This window comes from Pseudomonas sp. B20, from assembly GCF_020515755.1.
Lineage (GTDB): Bacteria > Pseudomonadota > Gammaproteobacteria > Pseudomonadales > Pseudomonadaceae > Aquipseudomonas > Aquipseudomonas syringae.
Genome location: NZ_JAHPJG010000027.1, coordinates 70,345 through 93,915, shown reverse-complemented (window position 1 = coordinate 93,915; position 23,571 = coordinate 70,345). Strand labels below are relative to the sequence as shown.

General features: G+C 61.0%; 19 protein-coding genes. 9 read left to right on the top strand and 10 right to left on the bottom strand.

Going from position 1 to position 23,571, the window contains the following annotated elements; genetic code table 11:
• Positions 1-18: 18 nt before the first annotated feature.
• Both LIX91_RS22925 and LIX91_RS22920 read right to left on the bottom strand, forming a co-directional pair.
• Positions 19-564 carry a cytochrome b/b6 domain-containing protein gene (locus LIX91_RS22925; RefSeq protein ID WP_100073018.1) on the bottom strand — a complete coding sequence of 182 codons (546 nt, stop codon included), beginning with the start codon at positions 562-564 and terminating at the stop codon, positions 19-21.
• A complete protein-coding gene (locus LIX91_RS22920; RefSeq protein ID WP_003349279.1) occupies positions 564-827 on the bottom strand; it encodes a PepSY domain-containing protein in 264 nt (87 codons plus the stop codon). Before LIX91_RS22920 ends, LIX91_RS22925 begins: the two co-directional genes overlap by 1 nt.
• 167 nt (positions 828-994) lie before the next feature.
• On the opposite strand from LIX91_RS22920, the gene LIX91_RS22915 reads away from it, so the two are divergent.
• Positions 995-1,657, top strand: coding sequence for a response regulator (locus tag LIX91_RS22915; protein WP_003412541.1), 663 nt, complete (start codon positions 995-997; stop codon positions 1,655-1,657).
• The gene (locus tag LIX91_RS22910) at positions 1,654-3,027 is read left to right on the top strand and encodes a sensor histidine kinase (RefSeq protein ID WP_010413249.1); all 1,374 of its coding nucleotides are present in this window, start codon (positions 1,654-1,656) and stop codon (positions 3,025-3,027) included. Before LIX91_RS22915 ends, LIX91_RS22910 begins: the two co-directional genes overlap by 4 nt.
• An 11-nt stretch (positions 3,028-3,038) precedes the next feature.
• On the opposite strand, the gene LIX91_RS22905 is transcribed toward LIX91_RS22910, so the two are convergent.
• Positions 3,039-4,325, bottom strand: coding sequence for an NAD(P)/FAD-dependent oxidoreductase (locus tag LIX91_RS22905; RefSeq protein ID WP_226489215.1), 1,287 nt, complete (start codon positions 4,323-4,325; stop codon positions 3,039-3,041).
• 42 nt (positions 4,326-4,367) lie between these two features.
• Complete coding sequence (locus tag LIX91_RS22900) at positions 4,368-5,858, bottom strand: aldehyde dehydrogenase family protein (protein WP_024661328.1); 1,491 nt, start codon at positions 5,856-5,858, stop codon at positions 4,368-4,370.
• 255 nt (positions 5,859-6,113) lie between these two features.
• Here LIX91_RS22900 and LIX91_RS22895 point away from each other — a divergent pair, with 255 nt between their 5' ends.
• The 3 genes from LIX91_RS22895 (at position 6,114) to LIX91_RS22885 (ending at position 11,000) form a co-directional block, all read left to right on the top strand.
• Positions 6,114-7,361, top strand: coding sequence for an aspartate aminotransferase family protein (locus LIX91_RS22895; RefSeq protein WP_226489214.1), 1,248 nt, complete (start codon positions 6,114-6,116; stop codon positions 7,359-7,361).
• 23 nt (positions 7,362-7,384) lie between these two features.
• A complete protein-coding gene (locus LIX91_RS22890; RefSeq protein ID WP_226489213.1) occupies positions 7,385-8,776 on the top strand; it encodes a VOC family protein in 1,392 nt (463 codons plus the stop codon).
• Between the two features lie 895 nt (positions 8,777-9,671).
• Positions 9,672-11,000 carry a DUF3100 domain-containing protein gene (locus tag LIX91_RS22885; RefSeq protein WP_226489212.1) on the top strand — a complete coding sequence of 443 codons (1,329 nt, stop codon included), beginning with the start codon at positions 9,672-9,674 and terminating at the stop codon, positions 10,998-11,000.
• A gap of 25 nt (positions 11,001-11,025) precedes the next feature.
• Here the strand turns inward: LIX91_RS22885 and LIX91_RS22880 are convergent, their stop codons facing one another.
• Entirely contained in the window at positions 11,026-11,937 is a 912-nt protein-coding gene (locus tag LIX91_RS22880; protein WP_003314779.1) for a LysR substrate-binding domain-containing protein, read from the bottom strand.
• Between the two features lie 129 nt (positions 11,938-12,066).
• On the opposite strand from LIX91_RS22880, the gene LIX91_RS22875 reads away from it, so the two are divergent.
• On the top strand, positions 12,067-13,443 hold the full coding sequence (locus LIX91_RS22875) for an L-serine ammonia-lyase (RefSeq protein WP_003349229.1): 1,377 nt from the start codon (positions 12,067-12,069) through the stop codon (positions 13,441-13,443).
• A 139-nt stretch (positions 13,444-13,582) separates the two neighbouring features.
• Here LIX91_RS22875 and LIX91_RS22870 read toward each other — a convergent pair whose 3' ends face one another.
• The 3 genes from LIX91_RS22870 to LIX91_RS22860 are packed head-to-tail and all read right to left on the bottom strand — an operon-like array spanning position 13,583 to position 17,156.
• Positions 13,583-14,740 carry a M20 aminoacylase family protein gene (locus LIX91_RS22870; protein ID WP_003417955.1) on the bottom strand — a complete coding sequence of 386 codons (1,158 nt, stop codon included), beginning with the start codon at positions 14,738-14,740 and terminating at the stop codon, positions 13,583-13,585.
• Positions 14,741-14,744: 4 nt separating this feature from the next.
• Positions 14,745-16,262: an aldehyde dehydrogenase family protein gene (locus LIX91_RS22865; RefSeq protein WP_103363486.1), complete on the bottom strand. Its 1,518-nt coding sequence runs from the start codon at positions 16,260-16,262 to the stop codon at positions 14,745-14,747.
• Between the two features lie 3 nt (positions 16,263-16,265).
• Positions 16,266-17,156 (bottom strand): NAD(P)-dependent oxidoreductase, encoded by an 891-nt coding sequence (locus LIX91_RS22860; protein WP_226489211.1) that lies wholly within the window; start codon positions 17,154-17,156, stop codon positions 16,266-16,268.
• A 161-nt stretch (positions 17,157-17,317) separates the two neighbouring features.
• Here LIX91_RS22860 and LIX91_RS22855 point away from each other — a divergent pair, with 161 nt between their 5' ends.
• Both LIX91_RS22855 and LIX91_RS22850 read left to right on the top strand, forming a co-directional pair.
• Entirely contained in the window at positions 17,318-18,223 is a 906-nt protein-coding gene (locus LIX91_RS22855; RefSeq protein WP_003314770.1) for a LysR family transcriptional regulator, read from the top strand.
• Between the two features lie 105 nt (positions 18,224-18,328).
• Entirely contained in the window at positions 18,329-19,564 is a 1,236-nt protein-coding gene (locus LIX91_RS22850) for a zinc-dependent alcohol dehydrogenase (protein ID WP_003417960.1), read from the top strand.
• Positions 19,565-20,235: 671 nt separating this feature from the next.
• On the opposite strand, the gene LIX91_RS22845 is transcribed toward LIX91_RS22850, so the two are convergent.
• Positions 20,236-20,967: an aspartate/glutamate racemase family protein gene (locus LIX91_RS22845; RefSeq protein ID WP_003412566.1), complete on the bottom strand. Its 732-nt coding sequence runs from the start codon at positions 20,965-20,967 to the stop codon at positions 20,236-20,238.
• A 10-nt stretch (positions 20,968-20,977) separates the two neighbouring features.
• On the bottom strand, positions 20,978-21,697 hold the full coding sequence (locus tag LIX91_RS22840; protein ID WP_003417963.1) for a GntR family transcriptional regulator: 720 nt from the start codon (positions 21,695-21,697) through the stop codon (positions 20,978-20,980).
• 344 nt (positions 21,698-22,041) lie between these two features.
• On the opposite strand from LIX91_RS22840, the gene LIX91_RS22835 reads away from it, so the two are divergent.
• Entirely contained in the window at positions 22,042-23,493 is a 1,452-nt protein-coding gene (locus tag LIX91_RS22835; RefSeq protein ID WP_003417967.1) for an NCS1 family nucleobase:cation symporter-1, read from the top strand.
• The last annotated feature ends 78 nt before the right edge of the window (positions 23,494-23,571 follow it).

Below are 23,571 nucleotides of genomic sequence, written 5' to 3'. Positions count from 1 at the left end.
AGGAACAAAGGTGTGGTTTCAGCGATGGCGATCTTCGGGCAACGGACGTCGTTTGCCAGTCAGCATCGACAGGGGCAGGTTGTCACGCACCTGAAAGCTTTCGAAGATGGCGGCGGTCATGTGCAGCACCACCAGGGCACACAAGGTGTTGGCGAGAATTTCATGGATGTCCTGCGGCCAGTCGGCGCCCCACAAGGCATCGACCTCTTCCATCAGAAAACCGGTCAGGCCCATGCCGAAGATCAGCACCATCATGAGTACCATGACCAGCGAGCCGAGCGGGGAATGGCCGAGCCGATGGATCGGCCGCCGGTCGATCAGCGAGCGCATGTGCGCACGCAGGCGCGCCGGATGTGGCCAGAAATCACTCCAGCGTGCGCTGCGCGGCCCGATGAATCCCCACACCACGCGCACCGCCAGCCAGGCAACCGCGTAATAGCCCAGCCAGATATGCCAGTCGCCACCTGCTTCATTGAAGAAATAATTGGCAACGAAGACACCCGCGATCGAGACGTGAAACAGCCTGACCAGCGGGTCCCACAGGCGCAGGGAAACACGGCTCATTACTTGGTCTCGGTCTTGACCGCTTTACCCGTCACCGGATCGTGATAGATCTCGACCTTGCGCTTGTCCTTGTCGAAACCATAGATTTCGTAGCAGTTGCCGTCAGTCACCTTGAATTTGCTGATCTCGTAACCCTGAGCCTTGAGCTGCTCCTGGAATTTGGCCTGATCCTGCCATTGGGACTTGTCAGCCGTGGTGCATTGCGGCCCGGCAAGTGCCAGCGGGCTGGCCAGACACAGGGAAATCAGCAGGACTTTACGCATGACAGATACTCGCAAGCAGTTAAGGAGCGCCTACTGTGCGAAACGAATCTTAGGAAAAGCTTAATACGTAATAGCTCGTAACATCTTCCCGGACACACGGCACTTCGCGCTACTGCCTGCTGACGGCATCATGGCGCCCTTCTTCCCACACTCACCGGTCAAACCCTATGCGCCTGCTTCTCGTCGAGGATGATCGAGCCATTGGTCAAGGCATCCGCGTGGCCCTGAATACCGAGGGCTATACCCTCGACTGGCTGGAGGACGGACTGAGCGCGCTGCACGCTTTGCGCAGCGAGCCATTCGACCTGTTGCTGCTCGACCTCGGATTGCCGCGCATGGATGGCCTGGACCTGCTGCGCCAGTTACGCGCCGAAGCACTCACCCTGCCGGTATTGATCCTGACCGCGCGCGACGGGACTGCCGACCGTATTGCCGGTCTGGATGCCGGTGCGGACGACTACCTGATCAAGCCATTCGACGTCGATGAACTGAAAGCCCGGGTCCGCGCCCTGCTCAGGCGCAGCCAGGGCCGTGCGCAACCGCTGCTGGAGCACGCGGGCATCAGCCTCGACCCGGCGTCGCAACAGGTCAGCTTCAAGGGCAGCGAAGTACCGATGACGCCGATGGAGTACCAGTTGCTGCATCAACTGATGATCCGCCCCGGTAAAGTGGTCACCCGCGAGCGTTTGTCCAATACCCTGTACGGCTGGCAGGACAAGGTCGAAAGCAACACGCTGGAAGTGCTGATTCACAACCTGCGCAAGAAGCTGTCCACCGAGCTGATCCGTACCGTGCGCGGCGTCGGCTACCTGCTGGAGCTCAAGGCATGACCTCGGTACGCGCGCGCATTCTGATCCCGGTACTGATGCTGTTGCTGCTCGGCGACCTGACCATCAGCCTGCTCGCCCTGCGCGACAGCCATCACGAAATCGAAGAAGTCTACGATGCACAGCTGGCCCAGAGTGCACGCCTGCTACAAGGTGTGCTGCGTCAGCGCGCAGCGGGTGAGCAGGACCTCGACAAGCTGTATCAGGCGTTCGATCAGGCCATGAGCCGGGTCGGCACCAGCGGCGTGGCCCACCCCTACGAAACCCGGCTGACCTTTCAGGTCTGGCGTACCTCGGGCGAGCTGCTGGTGCGCTCGGCCGAAGCGCCGCTGCTCAGTGCACCTCCGGCAACCGAAGGCTCCCATGATCTGGTCGAGAACGGGCACGAGTGGTGCGGCTTTCTCCTCGCCGATCCACAGCAGGGTTTTCTGATTTGGGTGGGTGAGCGCGATGACGTGCGCCAGGATCTGATTCAGCGCATTGTCAGTCACACGCTGTGGCCGACGCTGATCGGTGTGCCGCTGCTGGTGGTGGCGATCTGGCTGGCTATCGGCTGGGGCCTGCGCCCGCTGCAAGCGATGGCCAGAGTCATCCGCAAACGCGATGCCGAGAGCCTCGAACCGCTTGATGTAACGCCCCTGCCCAAAGAACTGGAGCCCATGCAGTACGCGCTCAATCGTCTGCTGACCCAGATCGAAAGTGTGCTGGAACGCGAGCGACGCTTTATCGCCGACGCGGCCCACGAACTGCGTACACCGCTGACCATCCTGCGCATCCACGCGCAGAACGCGCGCCAGGCCGAAACCCCGGAGCAACGCCTGGAAGCACTGGATTTCCTCGTCCATGGCGTCGATCGCGCCGCCCGCCTGGCCAGCCAGCTATTGACCATGGCACGCCTGGAACCGCGTCTTGAAGTCAGCCAGTTACAGACCTTCGAGCTGAACACGCTGGTACGCGAGGAGATGGCCGAACTCACGCCACTGGCCCTGGAAAAGCGCGTCGATCTGGTGTTTGAGGAAGGCGAGGATTGCGTGATCCGCAGCGACCCGGCAGCCATCACCATTGCCCTGCAGAACCTGCTGACCAATGCGCTGAATTTCGCCCCGACCGCCAGCGAGATTCGCGTCGCCCTGCACGCCCAGGAAGATGGCAGCGCACACCTGTCAGTCGAAGACGCAGGGCCGGGTATCGACGAACAACAGAAGGCGCGCCTGTTCGAACGCTTTTACAGTCAGGGTCACAGCAATGGCGCAGGGCTGGGGCTGGCGATCGTCGACATGATCGTGCGCAAACTGGAAAGCAGCCTGCACCTGCGCAACTCGGCGCAGGGCGGACTGTGTGCAGAGCTGCGCATCAAGAGCAGGACGAGCTGAACCCGCTCGGCTCAAAGCACCACGCGCAGGCATTGCCCGGCGTGATACAGGGTGAAACCCGTGTCGTAGGCCAGGCTGCGCAGCGAACTGCCCAAGACCTTTTTGCCGCTTGAGAAACTCATCGGCAGTGCAGTCGCATCGTTAGTCAGCAGGTAATCGGCAAAGCATTTGCCCACCAGCGTTCCGGTGGTCACCCCCCGACCATTGAAACCGGTCGCCGCCAGCAAGCCTGGCGCAGGTTCGAAGAGACGCAACAAGTGGTCAGGCGTGAAGCCGATGCGCCCGGTCCAGGTGCTCTGCCACTCGACCCGGCCCAGTTGCGGGAAGTAATGCTGCTGGACGCGATCCGCCCACTGACGAATGAACCACAGCGGATAATTGCCGGCGTTACCCAAGCTGCCCAGCAGCAGGCGCCCATGGGCATCACGACGAATGTTGCTGAGCACCGTGCGCGTATCCCACGAACCCTGCCCGCCGCGCAGAATCTGCGCCTGCTCGGCACCGCTGAGTGGCTGCGAAGCGACCTGATAGTAGTAACCCGTGAAGATGTGATCCTTGATATCGGTCCATTCGCCTTCGGTGTAGGCATTGGACGCGATGATCACTTTCTCGGCGCGCACACTGCCGGCAGCAGTAGAGACCTTCCAGCCGTCAGCGGTGCGTTGCAAGCCGTTGACAGGAGAATCGCCAAACACTTGCCCACTCCGCGCCACCACGTTGAGCGCCATGCCCGAGACATAGGCCATCGGGTTCACCGTGCCGGCGCGGTGATCGAGTAACGCACCGCTGACCTTGTCGGTGCCACAGGCGTCTTCGCAGGGTTTGCCGGTCAGTAATTCGACGTTGGCACCGCGCCGCTGCCACTGTGCGGCACGGCTGCGCAAGTCAGCCAGGCCCTTGGCGTTATGCGCCATGTGCAGGTTGCCGGTGCGCGTGTCCTGACAATCGATGCGGTACTGGTCGATGGTCGCGAACACCAGAGCCGGCGCCGCGCCCAATGCGCTATTCAGTCGGCTGGCCTCGACGCTGCCCAGTACCTTGTCCAACTGATCGGGCGCCACCCAGGTCCCGGCATTCACCAGACCGACGTTGCGTCCGGAACCGCCATGCCCGACCTGATGCGCTTCGACCACGCACACCGATTTGCCGCCTTCCAGCAAGCGCAACGCCGCCGACAGACCGGTAAACCCGGCGCCGATGATGCACACGTCGGCGCTCCGCTCGCCGCTCAGGGCCGGGCTGACCGGACGTTGCGGAGTCAATTGTTCCCACAGACAGCCTTCAGCAAACTGCACCATCGAAAAACTCCAGCAGTGTCGGTAACAAGCGCCCGGTTCACATCAGTCGAAAACAATGCCCTGAGCCAGCGGCAATTCGCGGGAATAGTTGACGGTGTTGGTCTGACGGCGCATGTAGGCGCGCCACGAATCGGAGCCGGACTCGCGACCGCCACCGGTTTCCTTCTCGCCACCAAATGCCCCGCCGATTTCCGCACCGCTGGTGCCGATATTGACGTTGGCAATCCCGCAATCGCTGCCCGCGGCGCTCTGGAAAGCCTCGGCCTCACGCAGGTCGGTAGTGAAAATGCACGACGACAGGCCCTGCGGCACTTCGTTGTTCAGGCGCAGGGCCTCTTCGAAGTCGTCGTAGGCCAGCACGTAGAGAATCGGCGCGAAGGTTTCGTGACGCACGACGTCGCTCTGGCCAGGCATTTCGGCAATGGCCGGCGTGACGTAGTAGCCGTTCGGGTATTTGTCCTGCAACTGACGCTCGCCACCGAACACCTGCCCGCCTTCGTCGCGGGCCTTGGTCAGCGCGTTCTGCATGGCCGAAAACGCTTGCTGGTCGATCAGCGGACCGATCAGATTGCCTTCGCGCGGATCACCGACGCGCACCTTGGCGTAGGCTGCCTTGACGCGGGCAACCACTTCATCCTTGATCGAACGATGCACGATCAGGCGGCGCAACGTGGTGCAACGCTGACCGGCGGTGCCTACCGCACTGAACAGAATGCCGCGCACGGCCAGGTCCAGATCGGCGCTCGGGGCCAGAATCATCGCGTTGTTGCCGCCCAGCTCCAGAATGCTGCGCCCGAAACGGGCGGCGACACGCGGCCCGACTTCACGACCCATGCGGGTGCTGCCGGTGGCGCTGATAAGTGGCACACGCGGATCATCGACCAGCGCTTCACCGGCGTCACGATCACCGATGACCAATTGCGCCAGTGCTGCGGGCGCATCACCGAAAATCTTCAGCGCCTTGTCGAACAGCGCCTGACAGGCCAGTGCCGTCAGCGGGGTCTTTTCCGAAGGTTTCCAGATCACCGGGTTGCCGCAGACCAGCGCCAGCGTGGTGTTCCAGGCCCAGACCGCGACCGGGAAGTTGAACGCGCTGATCACACCGACCACACCCAGCGGGTGCCAGGTTTCGCGCATGTGATGACCGGGACGCTCGGAGGCGATGGTCAGCCCGTACAGCTGACGCGACAGACCGACGGCGAAGTCGCAGATGTCGATCATTTCCTGCACTTCACCCAGACCTTCCTGAGTGATCTTGCCGGCCTCGACCGACACCAGTTCGCCCAGATCAGCCTTGTGCTCACGCAGCACTTCACCAAAGATCCGTACCAGCTCGCCACGCCGTGGGGCCGGCACTGTGCGCCACTTCAGAAACGCGCTGTGGGCACTGTCGATTCGCGCCACCACCTGTGCCTTGCCTTCAAGCGTGACCGAGGCAATCCGGCTGCCATCAATCGGGGTGTAAACCGGATAGTCCCCTTGTGTGTGGGCACTGTTCGCCACGCCCAGACGTGCTAGTAACTCGGCAACCATGTTGATTCTCCTGTCATGAAACCACGGTGGAAATCATCGATGACCTCAGTATCAAGCCACTCAGGGTCGGGCTACAAACGACGTTTTTGAAAAACATGATTCCTTTTAGGAATGAACTTCTGATCATTAGCAGCCAGAAAAGCCATTACATCGGGAATTATTGGAATGACCCGGTGATTTTATTTCGTTTGCGAGCGCTGCCCGATGTTTGTTTGGATAAGGCCATCATGATCACCCGGAGTCGGGGCCAGACCGATGAGCGAACACATCAGCGAATCCATTTCGTTTGTCCACAACATGACGCTGTCCCACGGCCGCAATGCCGAAGTCTGGGACACCGCCGGCAAACGCTACATCGACTTTGTCGGCGGCATCGGCGTGCTCAATCTGGGGCATTGCAACCCGCAGGTGGTCACGGCCATTCAGGATCAGGCAGCAAAGCTCACCCACTATTGCTTCAACGCCACGCCTCACGACCCGTACATCCGCTTCATGCAGCAGCTCACGCAGTTCGTACCGGTCAGTTATCCCCTCAGCGGCATGCTCACCAACAGCGGTGCGGAAGCGGCCGAAAATGCGTTGAAGATCGTACGTGGCGCTACTGGCCGTACTGCGGTCATCGCCTTCGACGGTGGCTTTCATGGCCGAACGCTGGCGACCCTGAACCTCAACGGCAAGGTAGCGCCCTATAAACAGAAAGTCGGCGCACTGCCCGGCCCGGTCTTTCACGTTCCGTTCCCCAGCAAGGACAATGGCGTGTCCACCGAGCAGGCACTCAAGGCCATGGACCGGCTGTTCAGCGTCGAGATCGACGTCAACGACGTGGGCTGCATCATCTTTGAGCCGGTGCAGGGCGAAGGCGGTTTTCTGGCCATGCAGCCGGACTTTGCCCAGGCATTACGAGCGTTCTGCGATAAACACGGCATCGTACTGATCGCCGATGAAATCCAGTCCGGCTTCGGCCGTACCGGGCAGCGTTTTGCGTTCAGCCGCCTGGGCATCGAGCCCGATCTGATTCTGCTGGGCAAAAGCATTGCGGGCGGCATTCCGCTGGGCGCCGTGGTAGGCCGCAAGCCGTTGCTGGACAACCTGCCCAAAGGCGGCCTGGGCGGCACCTATTCCGGCAACCCGATTGGCTGCGCAGCGGGCCTCGCGTCACTGGCGCAGATGACCGATGCCAACCTGTCCAGTTGGGGCGAGCAGCAGGAACACGCCATCGTTTCACGCTATGAAGCCTGGCGGGCGAGCAAACTGTCGCCGTACCTGGGCAGGCTGACCGGCGTTGGCTGCATGCGCGGTATCGAATTGATCACGGCGGAGGGCGAACCCGGTACCCGACAGCTCGCCGAGCTGCTGAGCTCGGCCAGGGACGCCGGTCTGCTGCTGATGCCCAGCGGCAAATCGCGGCACATTATCCGCCTGCTGATCCCGCTGACCATTGAGCCCGACGTGCTGCACGAAGGGCTGGATATTTTCGAGCGCTGCCTGGCAGCGCTGGCTTGAACCCGTACGGAGAAAACACCCTGATGAGCACAGCACGCTTTGCCGACCCGGATGAGATCCGCGCGGGCTTTTCTCGCGCCATGTCGCAGATGTACAAGCACGAAGTGCCGCTGTACGGCACGCTGATGGCGCTGGTGAGTGAAGTCAACGAACAGGTCATGAGCCATGACAGCAGTGTGCTGGACAGCTTGCGCCAGACCGGTGAAATCCAGCGCCTGGACATGGAACGGCACGGTGCGATCCGAGTCGGCACGGCACAGGAACTGGCCACCCTCGCCCGCCTGTTCGCGGTCATGGGCATGCAGCCGGTGGGGTACTACGACCTGAGCGCGGCGGGCGTGCCGGTTCACTCCACCGCTTTTCGCGCCGTGCATGAGCAGGCGCTGCAGGTCAGTCCGTTTCGCGTGTTCACCTCGTTGCTGCGTCTGGAGCTGATCGAAAGCGACGGCCTGCGTGAGTTCGCCAGTCAGGTGCTGGGCAAGCGCAGCATCTTCACGCCCGGCGCCCTGGCGTTAATCGACAAGCATGAAGCAGACGGCGGCTTGAGCGAAGCCGATGCGGCCGAGTTCATTCAGCAGGCGCTGGAAACCTTTCGCTGGCACAACACGGCGACGGTTTCGCTGGACGACTATCAGAAGCTGAACACTCAGCATCGCCTGATTGCTGATGTGGTGGCGTTTCGAGGTCCGCATATCAACCACCTGACGCCACGCACGCTGGACATCGATGCGGTTCAGGCCGGCATGCCTGGCAAGGGCATCACACCCAAGGCAGTGGTTGAAGGACCACCGCGTCGTCATTGCCCGATTCTGCTGCGCCAGACCAGCTTCAAGGCGCTGGAAGAACCGATTGCCTTCATCGGCCAGGGTGGCAGGCAGTCGGGCAGCCACTCGGCACGCTTCGGCGAGATCGAACAGCGTGGCGCTGCCCTGACGCCCAAAGGCCGCGAGCTGTATGACCGGCTGCTGAACGAGGCCCGCGATACGCTGGGCGAGTTCCCCAATGAGGCGAATGCCGCGCGTTATGCCAGGCTGCTGGAAGAGACGTTCAAGGCGTTCCCGGACAGCCACGCTGAAATGCGCAGGCAGGGTCTGGCCTACTTCCGCTATTTCCCGACCGAGTCAGGCGTTGCCGCGCGCGCATCCGGCAGTCTGGAGCAGCTTATCGAAGCAGGTCATGTGCGCTTCGAGCCACTGGTGTACGAAGACTTTTTGCCGGTCAGTGCGGCGGGCATCTTCCAGTCCAATCTGGGCGATAACGCACAGGCGCATTACGCGACGAATTCGAATCAGCAGGATTTCGAACGGGCGCTGGGACGCGGGACGCTCAACGAACTGGACCTGTACGCCGACACCCAGCGGCGCTCACTGGAGGAATGCGCCAGGGCGCTGGAGCTGAGCAGTCCCGCCTGCTAATTGGTGGGAGCTTGCTCGCGAAGACGATGTTTCAGGCGATGCTTTTTTGGCGCCCATACCGAATCTTTCGCGAACAAGTTCGCTCCTACGGCCTTCGGCCAGCATCAAACGCGCATTTGTGTATAACGATGAGCGCGCTGCGTCACATTCCCGGTTCGCTACCCCTTGGGCAAAAGGCCGTTTTGATTCTGCCCAACGGGCGTAGGAGCGGACTTGTCCGCGAAGGGGCCGCAAGCCTTCCCGAGAATGTATCGCCTGAAACATCGTCTTCGCGAACAAGTTCGCTCCTACGGCCTTCGGCCAGCATCAAACGCGCATTTGTGTATAACGATGAGCGCGCTGCGTCACATTCCCGGTTCGCTACCCCTTGGGCAAAAGGCCGTTTTGATTCTGCCCAACGGGCGTAGGAGCGGACTTGTCCGCGAAGGGGCCGCAAGCCTTCACGAGAATGTATCGCCTGAAACATCGTCTTCGCGAACAAGTTCGCTCCTACGGCCTTCGGCCAGCATCAAACGCGCATTTGTGTATAACGATGAGCGCGCTGCGTCACATTCCCAGTGCGTTCTGTGTTCTGTTTAAAGCAACGATAAATAAAATTCGCAATATTGGTGTGCAACCTCGTGCTATGCATACTGCGGTTGCGTGTGGACAGCAAAGTGCCGTATTCAAAGGCTCATCCCTTCAAATAGCGCACCCTGTGATCCCCTTGCAAAGGCTCGAAGCAGCCTGGGTCTGGATCACATTCAGACCTCATAAAAATACTTGGCCGGATAACGGTCTCCATGACTTCATGGACTTTTCAACGCTGCCCTGGCGCTTCACCGCGCCGACCTGAAAAACAGAATAACGATTGATAAGGCCTGAAAAAGGCCATTCAGCAGGCAAGGGGATCATCATGCAAAACTCACACGCTGCAGTGTCGGGTGACAATCAGGCCGTTTCATCGACGGTGAAACTGTATGTCTGGGCCGCCATTATCCTCATCATTGCCGAGATGATCGGCGCCATCAGTATCCCGCTGGGCCCCGGCAAGGTGGTGCTGTTGCCGATGGTGTGGGCGCTGTTGCTGGGCGCGATGATCGGCCTTGCCAGCCGCCGTATGCCGGGCACCATTGGCATCGACCACGGCACGCAATTGCGTTCGGCTTCCATCCTGCAACCTGCCCTGCTGCTGTTCATCGCCAAGCTCGGCCTGGTGGTCGGCGGCTCGCTGCCGGTGGTGTTCGCTTCCGGATGGGCGCTGATGTTTCAGGAGTTCGGCCACTTCGTCGGCACCGTGATGCTCGGTCTGCCGGTCGCACTGATGCTCGGTATCAAGCGCGAAGCCATCGGTGCGACCTTCTCGGTCGGCCGTGAGCCGAGCCTGGCAATCATCGGCGAGCGCTATGGCATGGACTCTCCTGAAGGCCGCGGCGTATTGGCCGAGTACTTGACGGGAACCCTGTTCGGCGCGCTGTTCATCGCCATTGTCGCCGGGTTTATCGCCAGCCTGGGGATCTTCCATCCCAACTCGCTGGCGATGGGCTCAGGCATCGGCTCGGGCAGCATGATGGCCGCCGCTGCCGGGGCGATTGCCGCGCAACAGACACCGGAAGTCGCCAAGGAAGTCATGACCCTGGCGGCAGCCTCGAACCTGATCACCACCACCATCGGCACCTACTTCACCCTGTTCATCTCCCTGCCACTGGCGGTCTGGGGCTATCGTGTGCTCGAGCCGCTGATCGGCCGCACCACCAAGGCGTCCATGAGCGAGGAAGGTCTGCGCCACAGCGACGTGTCGCTGGAGGTGCCGGAACTGGGCTGGTCGGGCAAGGTCAGTGCCTGGCTGGCGGCGGGTGCACTGGCGCTGATTGCCAACTATGTCGGCTACAAGACACTGTCAGGCGATGCCTTCACCGGCATGGGCATCATGATTTTCTGCGCCTTCGCGGGAGAGGTGCTGTGCAACCTGCTTCGCCGCAAGATCCCCGCAGTGTGCATGGTGTCACTGGTCGCGATGTTCCTGACCTCGCCAGCCTGCCCATGGGCCGCCGAAATTGCGCGGATCACTGGCTCGATCAACCTGCTGGCGGTCATTACCCCGATGCTGACCTTCGCCGGCCTGTCGATTGCCAAGGACCTCCCGGCCTTCCGCCGCCTGGGCTGGCGGATTGTGCTGGTGTCGTTCCTCGCCAACTTCGGTACGTTCATTGGCGCGGTATTGATCGCCGAGCTGTTCCATTGATCCGCACTGCCTGATTCGGCGCGAGTCAGCCCAGCGCCTCGTTCACCAGCCAGTCATGCACTGCGCGACGTGACGGGGTGCTGAGCGCCCCTTCGCGATAGGCCAGCACGTATTTCTTTCTGGCCTTGATAGGATGACCGAACGGCACGATCAGCAAGCCCTGCTCCAGTTCGTCGGTGATCAGCGCCTTGCGCGCAATGGCCACGCCCATGCCCATGCGCGCGGCGTCGATGGTCAGATGATTACGGTTGAACGTGTGGCCGCGACGCACGTCGATGCCATCGGCACCGATGGCCGTCAGGTAGAACTCCCACTCCGCGTATTCATAGCTGCCGCGCCAGGCGGTGATGTCGTGCAGCAACGGGAAGTGCACCAGCTGACTGGGCGTATCCAGCGGCGGCTTGCCCACCAGCAGGTCAGGCGAGCAGACCGCAAACAGCTCTTCCTCCAGCAAGGGCGTAGTCGACAACCCCGGATAGCTGCCGTCGTTCAGGTCGATGGCCAGATCGAAATCGTCATCACGCAACGACCCGCTGCTGTCCTCGGCAATGATCCGCAACTGGATGTCCGGAAACGCTGCCTGCAAGCGTGGCAGGCGCGGCATCAACCATTTGCTCAGGAATGATGGAATGCAGCGCAGCTTGAACACCCCGCCGATACGCCCGGAATACAGCAGGCGCAGTTCTTCGCTGATACGGCTCTGCACTTCGTTGGCGACCACCGCCAGACGCTGACCTTCAGCGGTCAGCTCAAGCCCGCGCCCGACCCGGTGAAACAGCGCAAAGCCCAGGCGCTCCTCGAGCTGGCGCATCTGCTGACTGATCGCGCCGGGGGTAACGTGCAATTCTTCCGCGCAGCGGGTGAAGGACAGGTGACGGGCCGCGCAGGCGAACACCTGTAGCCAGGCGTGCATCTGTGCGTTGAAGATTCTGCTCATTGAAGAGTTCCGCTAAAGCGTTGCATAGCAACAATCGTTTGTCGTTTCGACAGCCGAAGCCAAAGATGAGTAACAGAAAAAGGGGAATACCAAATTCCCGTGCATCATCTCACCTGAAGGACCTTCGTGATGGCTATCAGCGTCTTCGACATGTTCAAAATCGGCATCGGGCCGTCCAGTTCCCACACCGTCGGCCCTATGCGCGCCGGTGCGCTGTTCGTGACCGAGCTGCGCAACCACAACCGGTTGCACAGCGTAGAACGGATCGAGGTGCGATTGTACGGTTCTCTGTCAGCCACGGGCATCGGTCACGGCAGCGATCGCGCAACGGTCATGGGCCTGATGGGTGAGTGGCCGGACCAGATCGACCCTAGCCAGGTCAACCAGCGCATCGACGCGCTGCGTGCCGATAACCAGCTGATGCTGGCGGGCGAACAAGCCATCACCTTCGTCTGGGAACGGGACATGTGCCTGCTCGATGAAAGCCTCCCCTACCATCCCAACGGCATGACCCTGTGTGCCTACGGCAAGAACGGCGAACTCCACGAGCAGACCTATTATTCGGTGGGCGGCGGTTTTGTGATCGACGCCGAACAGGCCGCCAGCGGCGTGCTGGACAACGACACAACCGTCCTGCCCTATGATTTTTTCAGTGGCGCGCAGTTGCTCAAGCTATGCAAGACCCACGGCATGAGCATTTCCGAACTGATGATGGCCAACGAAAAGGTCTGGCGCAGCGAGGAAGAAATCCGCGAGAAAATCATGGTGATCTGGGCCGCGATGCGCGCCTGCGTCGACAAGGGTCTGGTGGAAACCGGCATCCTGCCCGGTGGCCTGAACGTGCGGCGACGTGCCTACCGCCTGCATCAGAACCTGCAGAACCTGGACAACCCCAACGTGATCGGCTCGACGCTGAGCGCCATGGAATGGGTCAACCTGTTCGCCCTCGCGGTCAACGAAGAAAACGCCGCAGGCGGGCGCATGGTGACGGCGCCCACCAACGGCGCGGCTGGCATCGTGCCCGCCGTGCTGCATTACTTCATGAAATTCAAACCCACGGCCAATGACGATGACGTGGTGCGCTTTTTCCTGAGCGCCGCTGCGGTCGGCATTCTGTGCAAGAAAAACGCCTCGATTTCCGGTGCCGAAGTCGGTTGTCAGGGTGAGGTAGGATCGGCCTGCGCGATGGCCGCAGCCGGTCTGGCAGAGATACTCGGCGCAACGCCCGAGCAGGTAGAGAACGCTGCGGAGATCGGCCTGGAGCATAATCTGGGTCTGACCTGCGACCCGGTCGGCGGGCTGGTGCAGATCCCCTGCATCGAGCGCAATGCGATTGCTGCCGTGAAAGCAATCAACGCTGCACAAATGGCCCTGCGCGGCGACGGCGAGCACCACATCTCGCTGGACCACGCCATCCGCACCATGCGCGACACTGGCGCCGACATGCACGACAAATACAAGGAAACCTCACGCGGCGGCCTGGCGGTCAACCTGATCGAGTGCTGACAGGCATTCATCGGCGTCGCGACGTATTCGAGAGCGTCAGGGACGGTACATTTCCTGCGGATGTACCGTCCTTTTCGCGAACCGGTTAGCTCTATGGCCTACGGCCAGAATCAAAGGCTGGCGTAAGCGCGCGAGCCATTCAAGCTACCGGCAAACACTGCTCCACCAGCGAGGTCCACACCGCAACGCCGGGTTCGATGACCTGGTCGTTGAAGTCGTAGTACGGGTTGTGCAACGCCGCCGACGGCTTCTCGCCGTCGACGCCCATCCAGATGTAGGCTCCCGGACAGGCGTGCAGCATGAAGGCGAAGTCTTCGGAGGCCATCGACGGGTTGCAGCCCCACTGCACTTTGGCCTCGCCCACTGCAGCGACTGCGGCACGACGGATCGTGGCTGCTGCTTCGACGTGGTTTTCGGTCACCGGGTAGCCGACGTTGTAGACCAGCTCGCCGCGTACGCCGAAGGCCGTCGGCAAACGCTCGACGAACTCGCCGATCAGGCGCTGAACCTTTTCCCGCACAGGGGTTTGCAGGCAACGCACGGTGCCACGCAGCGTGGCGGTTTCCGGGATCACGTTGATCGCCTCGCCGGCATTGAACTGAGTGATGCTGACCACCGCAGAATCGAGTGGCGACAGGCGCCGGGAGACGATGGTTTGCAGCCCCAGGACCAGTTCGGCCGCGGCCACGATCGGATCGTTGCCCTTGTCCGGCATGGCTGCGTGGCTGCCCTTGCCGGTCAGGATGATTTCAAAAGTGTCGAGCGACGCCATCATCGGCCCCGGATTGATCACCACCTTCCCCGCAGGCACACCCGGCCAGTTGTGCAGGCCGTAGATGGCTTCCATCGGAAAGCGCTCGAACAGCCCGTCTTCGATCATTCGCTGTGCGCCGCCGAGGTTCTCCTCGGCAGGCTGGAAGACGAAATGCACCGTGCCGCGAAAGCGCCGAGTCTCGGCCAGATGCCTGGCGGTGGCTAGCAGGATCGCGGTATGGCCATCGTGACCGCAGGCGTGCATGCAGCCCTTGTGGGTCGACTTGTGAACGCTGTCGCCCAGTTCCTGAATCGGCAAGGCGTCCATGTCGGCACGCAGGCCGATGGTCGGTCCGTCGCCGTTACGCAACGTGCCGACCACGCCAGTGCCGCCCAGACCACGGTGAATCTCGATGCCGAAACTGCTCAGCAGCTGTGCCACCTTGTCGGAGGTTTTCAGCTCCTGAAAGCCCAGTTCCGGCGCGGCATGAAGGGTGCGGCGCCACACGGTTGCTTCGTCAATCAACGTTTTTGAAATGGACATGTGCTTACTCCAGACTCGCGCCGTAGCCAAAGCTGGCGGCTGGCTTGGCGGCGGTTTCGACCCAGACGCTTTTCACTTCACTGTACTCGCGCAGGGCATCCAGACCGGAAGACCGGCCATAACCACTCTCACCATAGCCGCCGAACGGCGAACTGACGTGAATAGTCTTGTAACCGTTGACCCAGAAGGTCCCGGCCCGCACTTGTCTGGCAACGCGGTGAGCGCGGCCGACATCGCGGGTCCAGACACCACCGGCCAGGCCGAAACGGCTGTCGTTGGCGATGCGGATCGCATCTTCTTCGTCCTTGAATGGAATCGCCACCACCACCGGACCGAAGATTTCTTCCTGCGCGCAATAGAGCTCGTTTGAGCCTGCCAGAACGGTCGGGTTGATGTAGTAACCGGGCTTTTCCGGGATCGGATCAGCATGCTCGCCCACCAGCTTCGCGCCGTCTTTGAGCGCTTGCTCGACCATGTTTTTCACGTGATTGTATTGCTTGGCGTTGTTGATCGGGCCGATCTGGGTTTCAGGGTCGCTCGGATCACCAACCTTGAACTGCGTCGCAGCCACCGCCAGGGCATTGGTGAACTTCTCGAAGATCGACTCCTGCACCAGCAGCCGCGAACCGGAAACACAGCTCTGCCCGGCACCGGAAAAGATCGCAGCCTGGGCACCGCGCAAGGCGACTTCCAGGTCGGCATCGTCGAACACGATGTTGGCCGACTTGCCACCCAGTTCCAGCACCGCAGGAATGCAGCGCTGTGCCGCTGCCACGGCGATATGCCGGCCAGTGGCTGGCGAGCCGACGAACACCACCTTGCGAATGTCAGCCTTGGCAATGAACGCCTGGCCGATGGAATGACCGAAACCGGCAATCACGTTGACCAGCCCTTTCGGCACGCCGGCACGTTCGATCAGCACGCCGACCATCAGCGAGCTGAGCGGGGTCAGTTCCGACGGCTTGAGAATGACCGCGTTGCCCGCTGCAATCGCCGGGGCGATCTGCCAGCCACAGGTGAAGATCGGCGCATTCCAGGGTGTGATCTGCAACACAGTGCCCAGTGGTTCGTAGGTCACGTAGTTCAGGTGCGTGGTCGGCACCGGGATGATCTCGCCGTGCAGCTTGTCCGCCCAGCCTGCGTAATACTCGAACATCTCGGCCACTTTGAGCACTTCGACACGGGCATCGCGGATCGGCTTGTTGGCGGTCAGGGATTCGATCTGCGCGAGGTTTTCCAGCTCGTCACGAATCAGATTGCCCACCTGATACATGGCGCGGCCACGTGCCTGAGCGGTCAGTGCCCACCATTGTTGTTGCGCAGCTTTTGCGGCCTTGTCGGCCACTTCGACCAACGACTCGTCGGCGTCCGGGAAACTCAGCAGCAGGCTGTCGTCATGGGCATTGCGCACTTCGACGGGCGCGCCGTGGCCTTCGATGAACTGGCCGCCGACGTAGCTGGCGATGACACTGCGATCGCCCCAGTAAGGACGCATCAGTTCGAGGATTCTTGCAGTGCTCATCGCTTATTCTCCATGACCGTAAAGTTTGCCATCGGTGCGTTGCACGATGGCGCAGAAGTCTTCGTTGTCCGCCAGGGTTTCACTGCTGGCCTGCCACAACTGCGCGACGACGCGCGACAGCGGCAGGTCCATGTCCAGGCTGTCCGCCAGGTCGCTGGCCAGGCCGACGTCCTTGCGCATCAGGCCCATGGTGAAACCGGAGTCATACGCCTTGTTGAGTACCCAGGTCGGGAACATCACTTGCGTGGCACCGCTGCGTCCGGAACCGGCATTCAGGCCCTGCAGAAGTTTTTCCGGATCGACCCCTGCGCGCGCGGCCATCGCCACGGCTTCGGCAGTGCTGATCAGGTGACAGGCGGCGAGCATGTTGTTGGCGATCTTGGCGACGTTGCCTGCGCCACATTGCCCGACGTGCACGCGTGTCCCGCTCATGCCTTCCAGGACCGGCATGGCGCGCGCCAGGTCAGCGTCCTCGGCACCGATCACCATCGACATGGTGCCGGTGGCAGCGCCTTTCGGGCCGCCAGACACCGGAGCGTCGATGAACGCGATGCCGTTCTTCGCCAGTTCGGCGGCGACCTTGCGGCTCATTTCCGGCGTCGACGTCGTGGTATCGACGACAATAAGGCCCTTGCGCCCCACCTCGTTGATGCCGCCCGCGCCGAGGCACACCGACTCCACGTGCTCGGCCTTGGGCAGCGAGAGGATCAGAATGTCCACGTCTTGAATCAGTTGCGTGCGGTCGGCAACCGGCTTGACGCCCTTGCTTTCGGCCTGGGCCAGCGCGGCCTGCGACAGGTCGAAGCCGCTGACATCAAAGCCCTTGCCCGCCAGCGTGGCAGCCATGCCGCCGCCCATGTTGCCCAACCCGATCACACCTGCTTTCAAAGTCATGTCTGCATCCCGATCAAAGATTTTGTACGAATTAGAGGATGACGCTGCGAGCCCTTTCGGCCTGCAATGCGCTGATGATTCGAGTATGGACAGCGCTCTCCCCTCTCAGCAATAATCCAAAAATCGAATTTATGTTGCCTTTAGCGCAACACTGGAAGCCCATGAGCCTCGTTCAAGATCGACGCATCCTGTATTTTTTCGAAGCCGTACGATTGGGCAGCGTCCGGGCTGCCGCCGACTTCCTCAACGTTGCGCCTTCGGCGGTGAGCCGCCAGATCGCACAACTGGAACAGGAGCTGGGCTCTCCCCTGCTGGAGCGTCATCGACGCGGCGTCAAACCGACCGAGGCGGGCGACAAGGTGCTGGCCTACTACCGCCAGCGATTGACGCAGCAGGAGGTTTTGCTGGATTCGATTCAGGCCTTGAAAGGCTTGCACAGCGGCTCGGTGACGCTGGTCTCCGGGGAGGGTTTTCTGGAAAGTCTCGCGCAGCCGCTGGCCCGGTTTTCCGAGCTGTACCCCAGGATCGAACTGATCGTGAACGTCTGTGGCAGCAACGAAGTGATTCGCCAGGTGGTCGAGGATGAAGCGCACATCGGTCTGGTCTTCAACCCGGCTGCCGACCCGAAAATCCGCTCGCATGCGCATCAGCGTCAACCGGTCTGTGTGATCACCGCGCCAGATCATCCACTGGCCGAAGAACCTGGCCCGATACAGCTGCGGGCACTTGAAGACTACCGTGTCGCCCTGCCTGCCGTGTCTTACGGTATCCGCCAGATTCTGCTGCAAGCCGAGCATCAGTTGGGCATCACCGTGCAGCCGACGCTGACCTGCAGCACCTTCGCGATGCTCAAGCATTTCGCCATGCAGGGTGGCGTGACGTTGCTGCCGACCTTTGTCGTGGAGGAAGAAATAAAGGCCGGAAGATTGCGTGCCCTGCCCTTGCAGCATGAGGTGTTCAGCAGCCCGCAGACTCACCTGATCAGCCGATTGGGCCGTCAACTGAGTGTCGGCGCCAATCGCCTGATGGGCATGCTGTTGCAGGATATGACAGCGTTCCGCAACTGACCTACCGTTAGTCCCCACGTCAAGCAATCGCGCTGAACCAACAAAAACCTCATCGTTCATCTTCAGTAACGGACCGAATTTTTCTGCTATCACTGAGGATTAACCATGAGAGCTTTGACTTACCACGGCGCGAACAGTGTGAAGGTCGATACAGTGCCGGACCCTGTGATCGAGCAAACGGATGACATCATTCTGCGCGTCACGGCGACCGCTATCTGCGGTTCCGACCTGCACTTGTATCGCGGCAAAATCCCTACGGTTGAACACGGCGACATTTTTGGTCACGAGTTCATGGGCGTCGTGGAAGAAACCGGCTCGGCCGTCACGGCTGTGGCCAAAGGCGATCGCGTGGTGATCCCGTTTGTCATCGCCTGCGGCAGCTGCTTTTTCTGCAACCTCGACCAGTTCGCGGCCTGCGAAACCACCAACACCGGACGTGGCGCGATCCTCAACAAAAAGTCGATTCCACCAGGAGCGGCGCTGTTCGGCTTCAGCCATCTGTATGGCGGCGTCCCGGGCGGCCAGGCTGAATACGTGCGAGTGCCCAAGGCCAACGTCGGCCCGTTCAAGGTGCCGGGCACGCTGGCTGACGAGAAGGTTCTGTTCCTCTCCGATATTCTTCCCACCGCCTGGCAGGCTGTACTCAACGCCGGGATTGGCCAAGGCTCGACGGTTGCCATTTATGGGGCTGGCCCGGTCGGCCTGATGAGCGCAGCGTGCGCAAAAATGCTCGGCGCGGAGAAGATCTTCATGGTCGATCACCACCCGTATCGTCTGGCTTATGCGCAGAAAACCTACGGCGTGATCCCGATCAATTTTGATGACGACGATGATCCGGCCGACACGATCATTCGCCAGACCGCCGGCATGCGCGGTGTGGATGGCGTAGTGGACGCGGTGGGCTTCGAGGCCAAGGGCAGCACTACTGAAACCATTCTGGCCACGCTGAAACTGGAAGGCAGCAGTGGCAAGGCGTTGCGTCAGTGCATCGCGGCGGTAAGACGCGGTGGCGTAGTCAGTGTGCCAGGGGTTTATGCCGGGTTCATCCACGGCTTCATGTTCGGCGATGCGTTCGACAAGGGCCTGACCTTCAAAATGGGCCAGACCCACGTGCATCGCTTCATGCCTGAATTGCTGGAACACATCGAGGCCGGCCGCCTGGAACCCGAAGCCATCATCACTCACCGGATGTCACTGGAAGATGCGGCGAAGGGCTACAAGCTGTTCGACAAGAAGGAAGATGATTGCCGCAAGGTCATCCTGACGCCTGGCAACAACACGATTGTGGTGCCGGACGACACGACCGAAGCCCTGGTCGGGGGTGGCGTGCCGGCTATGTAAGGTACGGGTTCGCCTTTGATTCTGGCCTAAGGCCGCAGGAGCGAACGTGTTCGAGAACGGTATTTCAGACGATGTATGTTCATCGTTCATACCGCCCCCTTCGCGAACAAGTTCGCTCCTACGCCCTGCGGGCAGAAGCTTGAAAACGGTGTTTCAGACGATGTATGTTCATCGTTCATACCGCCCCCTTCGCGAACAAGTTCGCTCCTACGCCCTGCGGGCAGAAGCTTGAAAACGGTATTTCAGACGATGTATGTTCATCGTTCATACCGCCCCTTTCGCGAATACGTTCGCTCCTACGCCCTGCGGGCAGAAGCTTGAAAACGTCACTACCACGCAGAGCGCTCATCGTTATGCGCACGTTCGCTTTTGACTCTGGCCGCAGGCCGTAGGAGCGAACTTGTTCGCGAACGGTATTGCAGACGGTGTATGTTCATCGTTCATACCGCCCCTTTCGCGAATACGTTCGCTCCTACGCCCTGCGGGCAGAAGCTTGAAAATGTCACTACCACGCAGAGCGCTCATCGTTATGCGCACGTTCGCTTTTGACTCTGGCCGCAGGCCGTAGGAGCGAACTTGTTCGCGAACGGTATTGCATACGGTGTATGTTCATCGTTCATGCCGCCCCTTTCGCGAACACGTTCGCTCCTGCGCCCTCCGGGCAAACGCCATCACCGGCTCAGGTAGGCGAACCGGCCTTTGAACGGTTTGCCGATGGGGTCGGCAAGGTCGCCGTGTTTGCTGGTGGTCAGGCCCAGATCCACCAGTGATTCGGCCAGTTTCACCGCCGCAGCCACGCCGTCGATGACCGGCAGGCCGATCGCTTCGCTCAGTTGCCTGCCCAGATCCGCCATCCCGCCGCAACCCAGCACAATGGCTCCAGCCCCTTCTTCGTCACGGGCGCGACGGGCCTGTTCGGCCATGCATTCGATGAGCTCCGGTCCGCTTTCCTCCAGCGCCAGCACCGGCAGATCGATACAACGCACCGATGTGCACAACTCACTGAAGCCATAACGCTGCAATAGATGCTCGGCAATGATCCGCGTGCGGGTCAGCGTGGTGACCACGGCAAAACGGGTAGAAATCAGGCTGGCCATATGAAAGGCCGCTTCGGCGATGCCGATCACCGGGGCGCTGGCGTACTCGCGTGCCGCCAGCAGGCCAGGGTCGCCGAAACAGGCGATGATGTGCGCGTCGACCTGTTGCTCGCGCCCCTTGCGCACTTCTTCCAGCACGCCCAGCGTCGCTATCGCCTCATCGAAATGACCTTCGATGGACACCGGGCCATCCGCCGGACTGCAGGCGATGATCTGCGTGCCGGGGCGCGCCACGGCTTGCGCGGCCAGGCCGATCTTGTGGGTCATGGCTTCGCTGGTATTGGGGTTGATTACTTGAATACGCACCGGGACTCCTTCAGCGCCGTTTGAAAATGCTATGAAAATCCACCGTCTCGCTGAGCGGCGCATCCACATTCAGGCTGGCGCGAATGCGGCGCAAATGCTCGGCCATCCACTCGCGTGCCTGTTCGCCTTGCCCGCTTTCGAGCAAGGCCAGCAAGTCGACATGCTGGCCACAATCACAGCCGACACTGCGTCGCGAGCCGTACACCGCCACAATCAACGACGACCGCGTGGTGAGCTGCGCGACCTGTTCGGTCAACACCTGATTGCCCGCCAGCGCGCTCAACTGCACATGAAAGCGCGCCGACAGTTGAATCGCTTCGCTGTGGCGCCCGGCGTGTTGCGCCTCATGCTCCTGAGCGCAGAGCGCGCGCAGTGCCTCCAGACGCTGGCCGCTGACTCGCGTGGCGATATCGGCCATCAGCGCGGGCTCGATCAGTTGCCTGGCACCCAATACATCCTGTGCCTCCTGAGCCGACGGTTGCGCAACCTCTGCGCCGCGCTTGGGGCGCAAGGTCACCAGTCGTTCCAGCGCCAGACGCTGCAAGACCTTGCGAATGCCGGTGCGGCTGATCTCGAACACTTCGGCCAGGGCGTCCTCGGGCAAGCGCGTTCCCGGAGCGAGCCGGTGTTCGACGATAGCTTCCAGGACATGCTGGTAAATCTGTTCGTCACGGCCCTTTTCATCAGCGGCAGGCGTGAGAAACAACGGGGCACTGTCAGGTCGGATCATGGCTTCACATCACATTGGCATTACAGATCGTATACAAGAATAGTGCCTGATGCGGAACATGATGAGTAGCGCAATTTGAATAACACGCCAGCTAGCCACTCAACTGTAAACGCATGAATCGCACCGTAAATGAGCAAAAGCGCCCTGTTTACGTGCACTTCAAACACCTGCTCGGACTTGCCCGATTTACCCGCCTGTCTCAGTAGAAACGCCCTAAAACAAGACTCGCAGCCATTCCCTACCAACGAGAAATCGCATGGCACATGTTTTGCGTACACGATCGTATACAAAAAAATCATCGATCGTACTCCGATCCCGTTACGACACACCGAGGGAGTCAGGCAATGACAGATCAACGCCCAGCCGGGTACAGCCCGCGCCTGCACAACCACGATCTGGGGCCGGTGCCGCAGAAGTGGACCTGGTACAACATTCTGGCGTTCTGGATGAGCGACGTGCACAGCGTCGGCGGCTATGTTTTCGCCGCCAGTCTGTTCGCCCTGGGCCTGGCCAGCTGGCAGGTGCTGATCGCCCTGCTGGTGGGGATCTGCATCATTCAGGTGATTGCCAACCTGGTCGCCAAACCCAGTCAGCAAGCCGCCGTGCCCTACCCGGTCATCTGCCGCCTGGCTTTCGGCGTGTTCGGTGCCAACATTCCCGCCATCATTCGCGGGCTCATCGCCGTGGCGTGGTACGGCATTCAAACTTACCTGGCGTCCAGCGCACTGGTGATCGTGGTGCTGCGTTTCTTCCCGGAACTGGCCGCGTATCAAAGCGTGACGTTTCTCGGTCTGTCCTGGCTCGGCTGGTTCGGCTTTCTCGCGTTGTGGGTGGTGCAAGCCGCGGTGTTCTGGACAGGTATGGAATCGATCAGGCGCTTCATCGACTGGGCCGGCCCGGCCGTGTACGCGGTGATGTTCGCGCTGGCAGGCTGGATTGTCTGGCGCGCGGGCTGGGACAACATCAGTTTTACCCTGGCTGAAAAGGAGTTGTCCGGCTGGGCGGCGTTCGGCCAGGTGGTCATGGCCATTGCTCTGGTAGTCTCGTATTTCTCTGGGCCGACGCTAAACTTCGGTGATTTCAGCCGCTATTGCCGCAGCATGGCCGACGTGCGCCGCGGCAATTTCTGGGGTTTGCCGGTGAATTTTCTGGCGTTCTCACTGGTAACGGTGGTGATTGTTTCAGGCACGTTGCCGATTTTCGGTGAGATGATCCACGACCCGATCGCGACCGTTGCGCGCATCGACAACACCACGGCCGTGCTGCTCGGTGCCTTTACTTTCGTGACCGCTACGGTCGGCATCAACATCGTCGCCAACTTCGTTTCCCCCGCCTTCGACTTCGCCAACGTGGCGCCCAGCCGCATCAGCTGGCGTGCAGGCGGCATGATCGCTGCGGTGGCGTCGATCTTCATCACACCCTGGAACCTGTTCAACAACCCGGAAGTGATTCACTACACCCTGGACGTGCTGGCGGCCTGCATCGGCCCGCTGTTCGGCATCCTGCTGGTGGATTACTACCTGATCAAGAAGCAGCAAATCGATGTCGACGCCCTGTTCAATGACACGCCGAGCGGGCGCTACTGGTACACCAACGGCGTGAACTGGATCGCGGTCAAGGCATTGCTGCTCACCGCATTGGTCGGTCTGTGCTTCACCTTTGTCGAGTGGTTCAAGCCGATTGCCAACTTCGCCTGGTTTACCGGCTGCATCCTGGGCGGCGCAGTGTTTTATGCGCTGACTCGCTGGTCACCGGTGCAGGCTGCCAACCTGCCTGCGCCTGTCGGACAGCATTGAGGTGTTGGCAAGACGTTAAGTACTTGAATGAAACCAGCGCTTTCAGGTGATTCGCCAGCCCCGGCATGACCTGGAAGC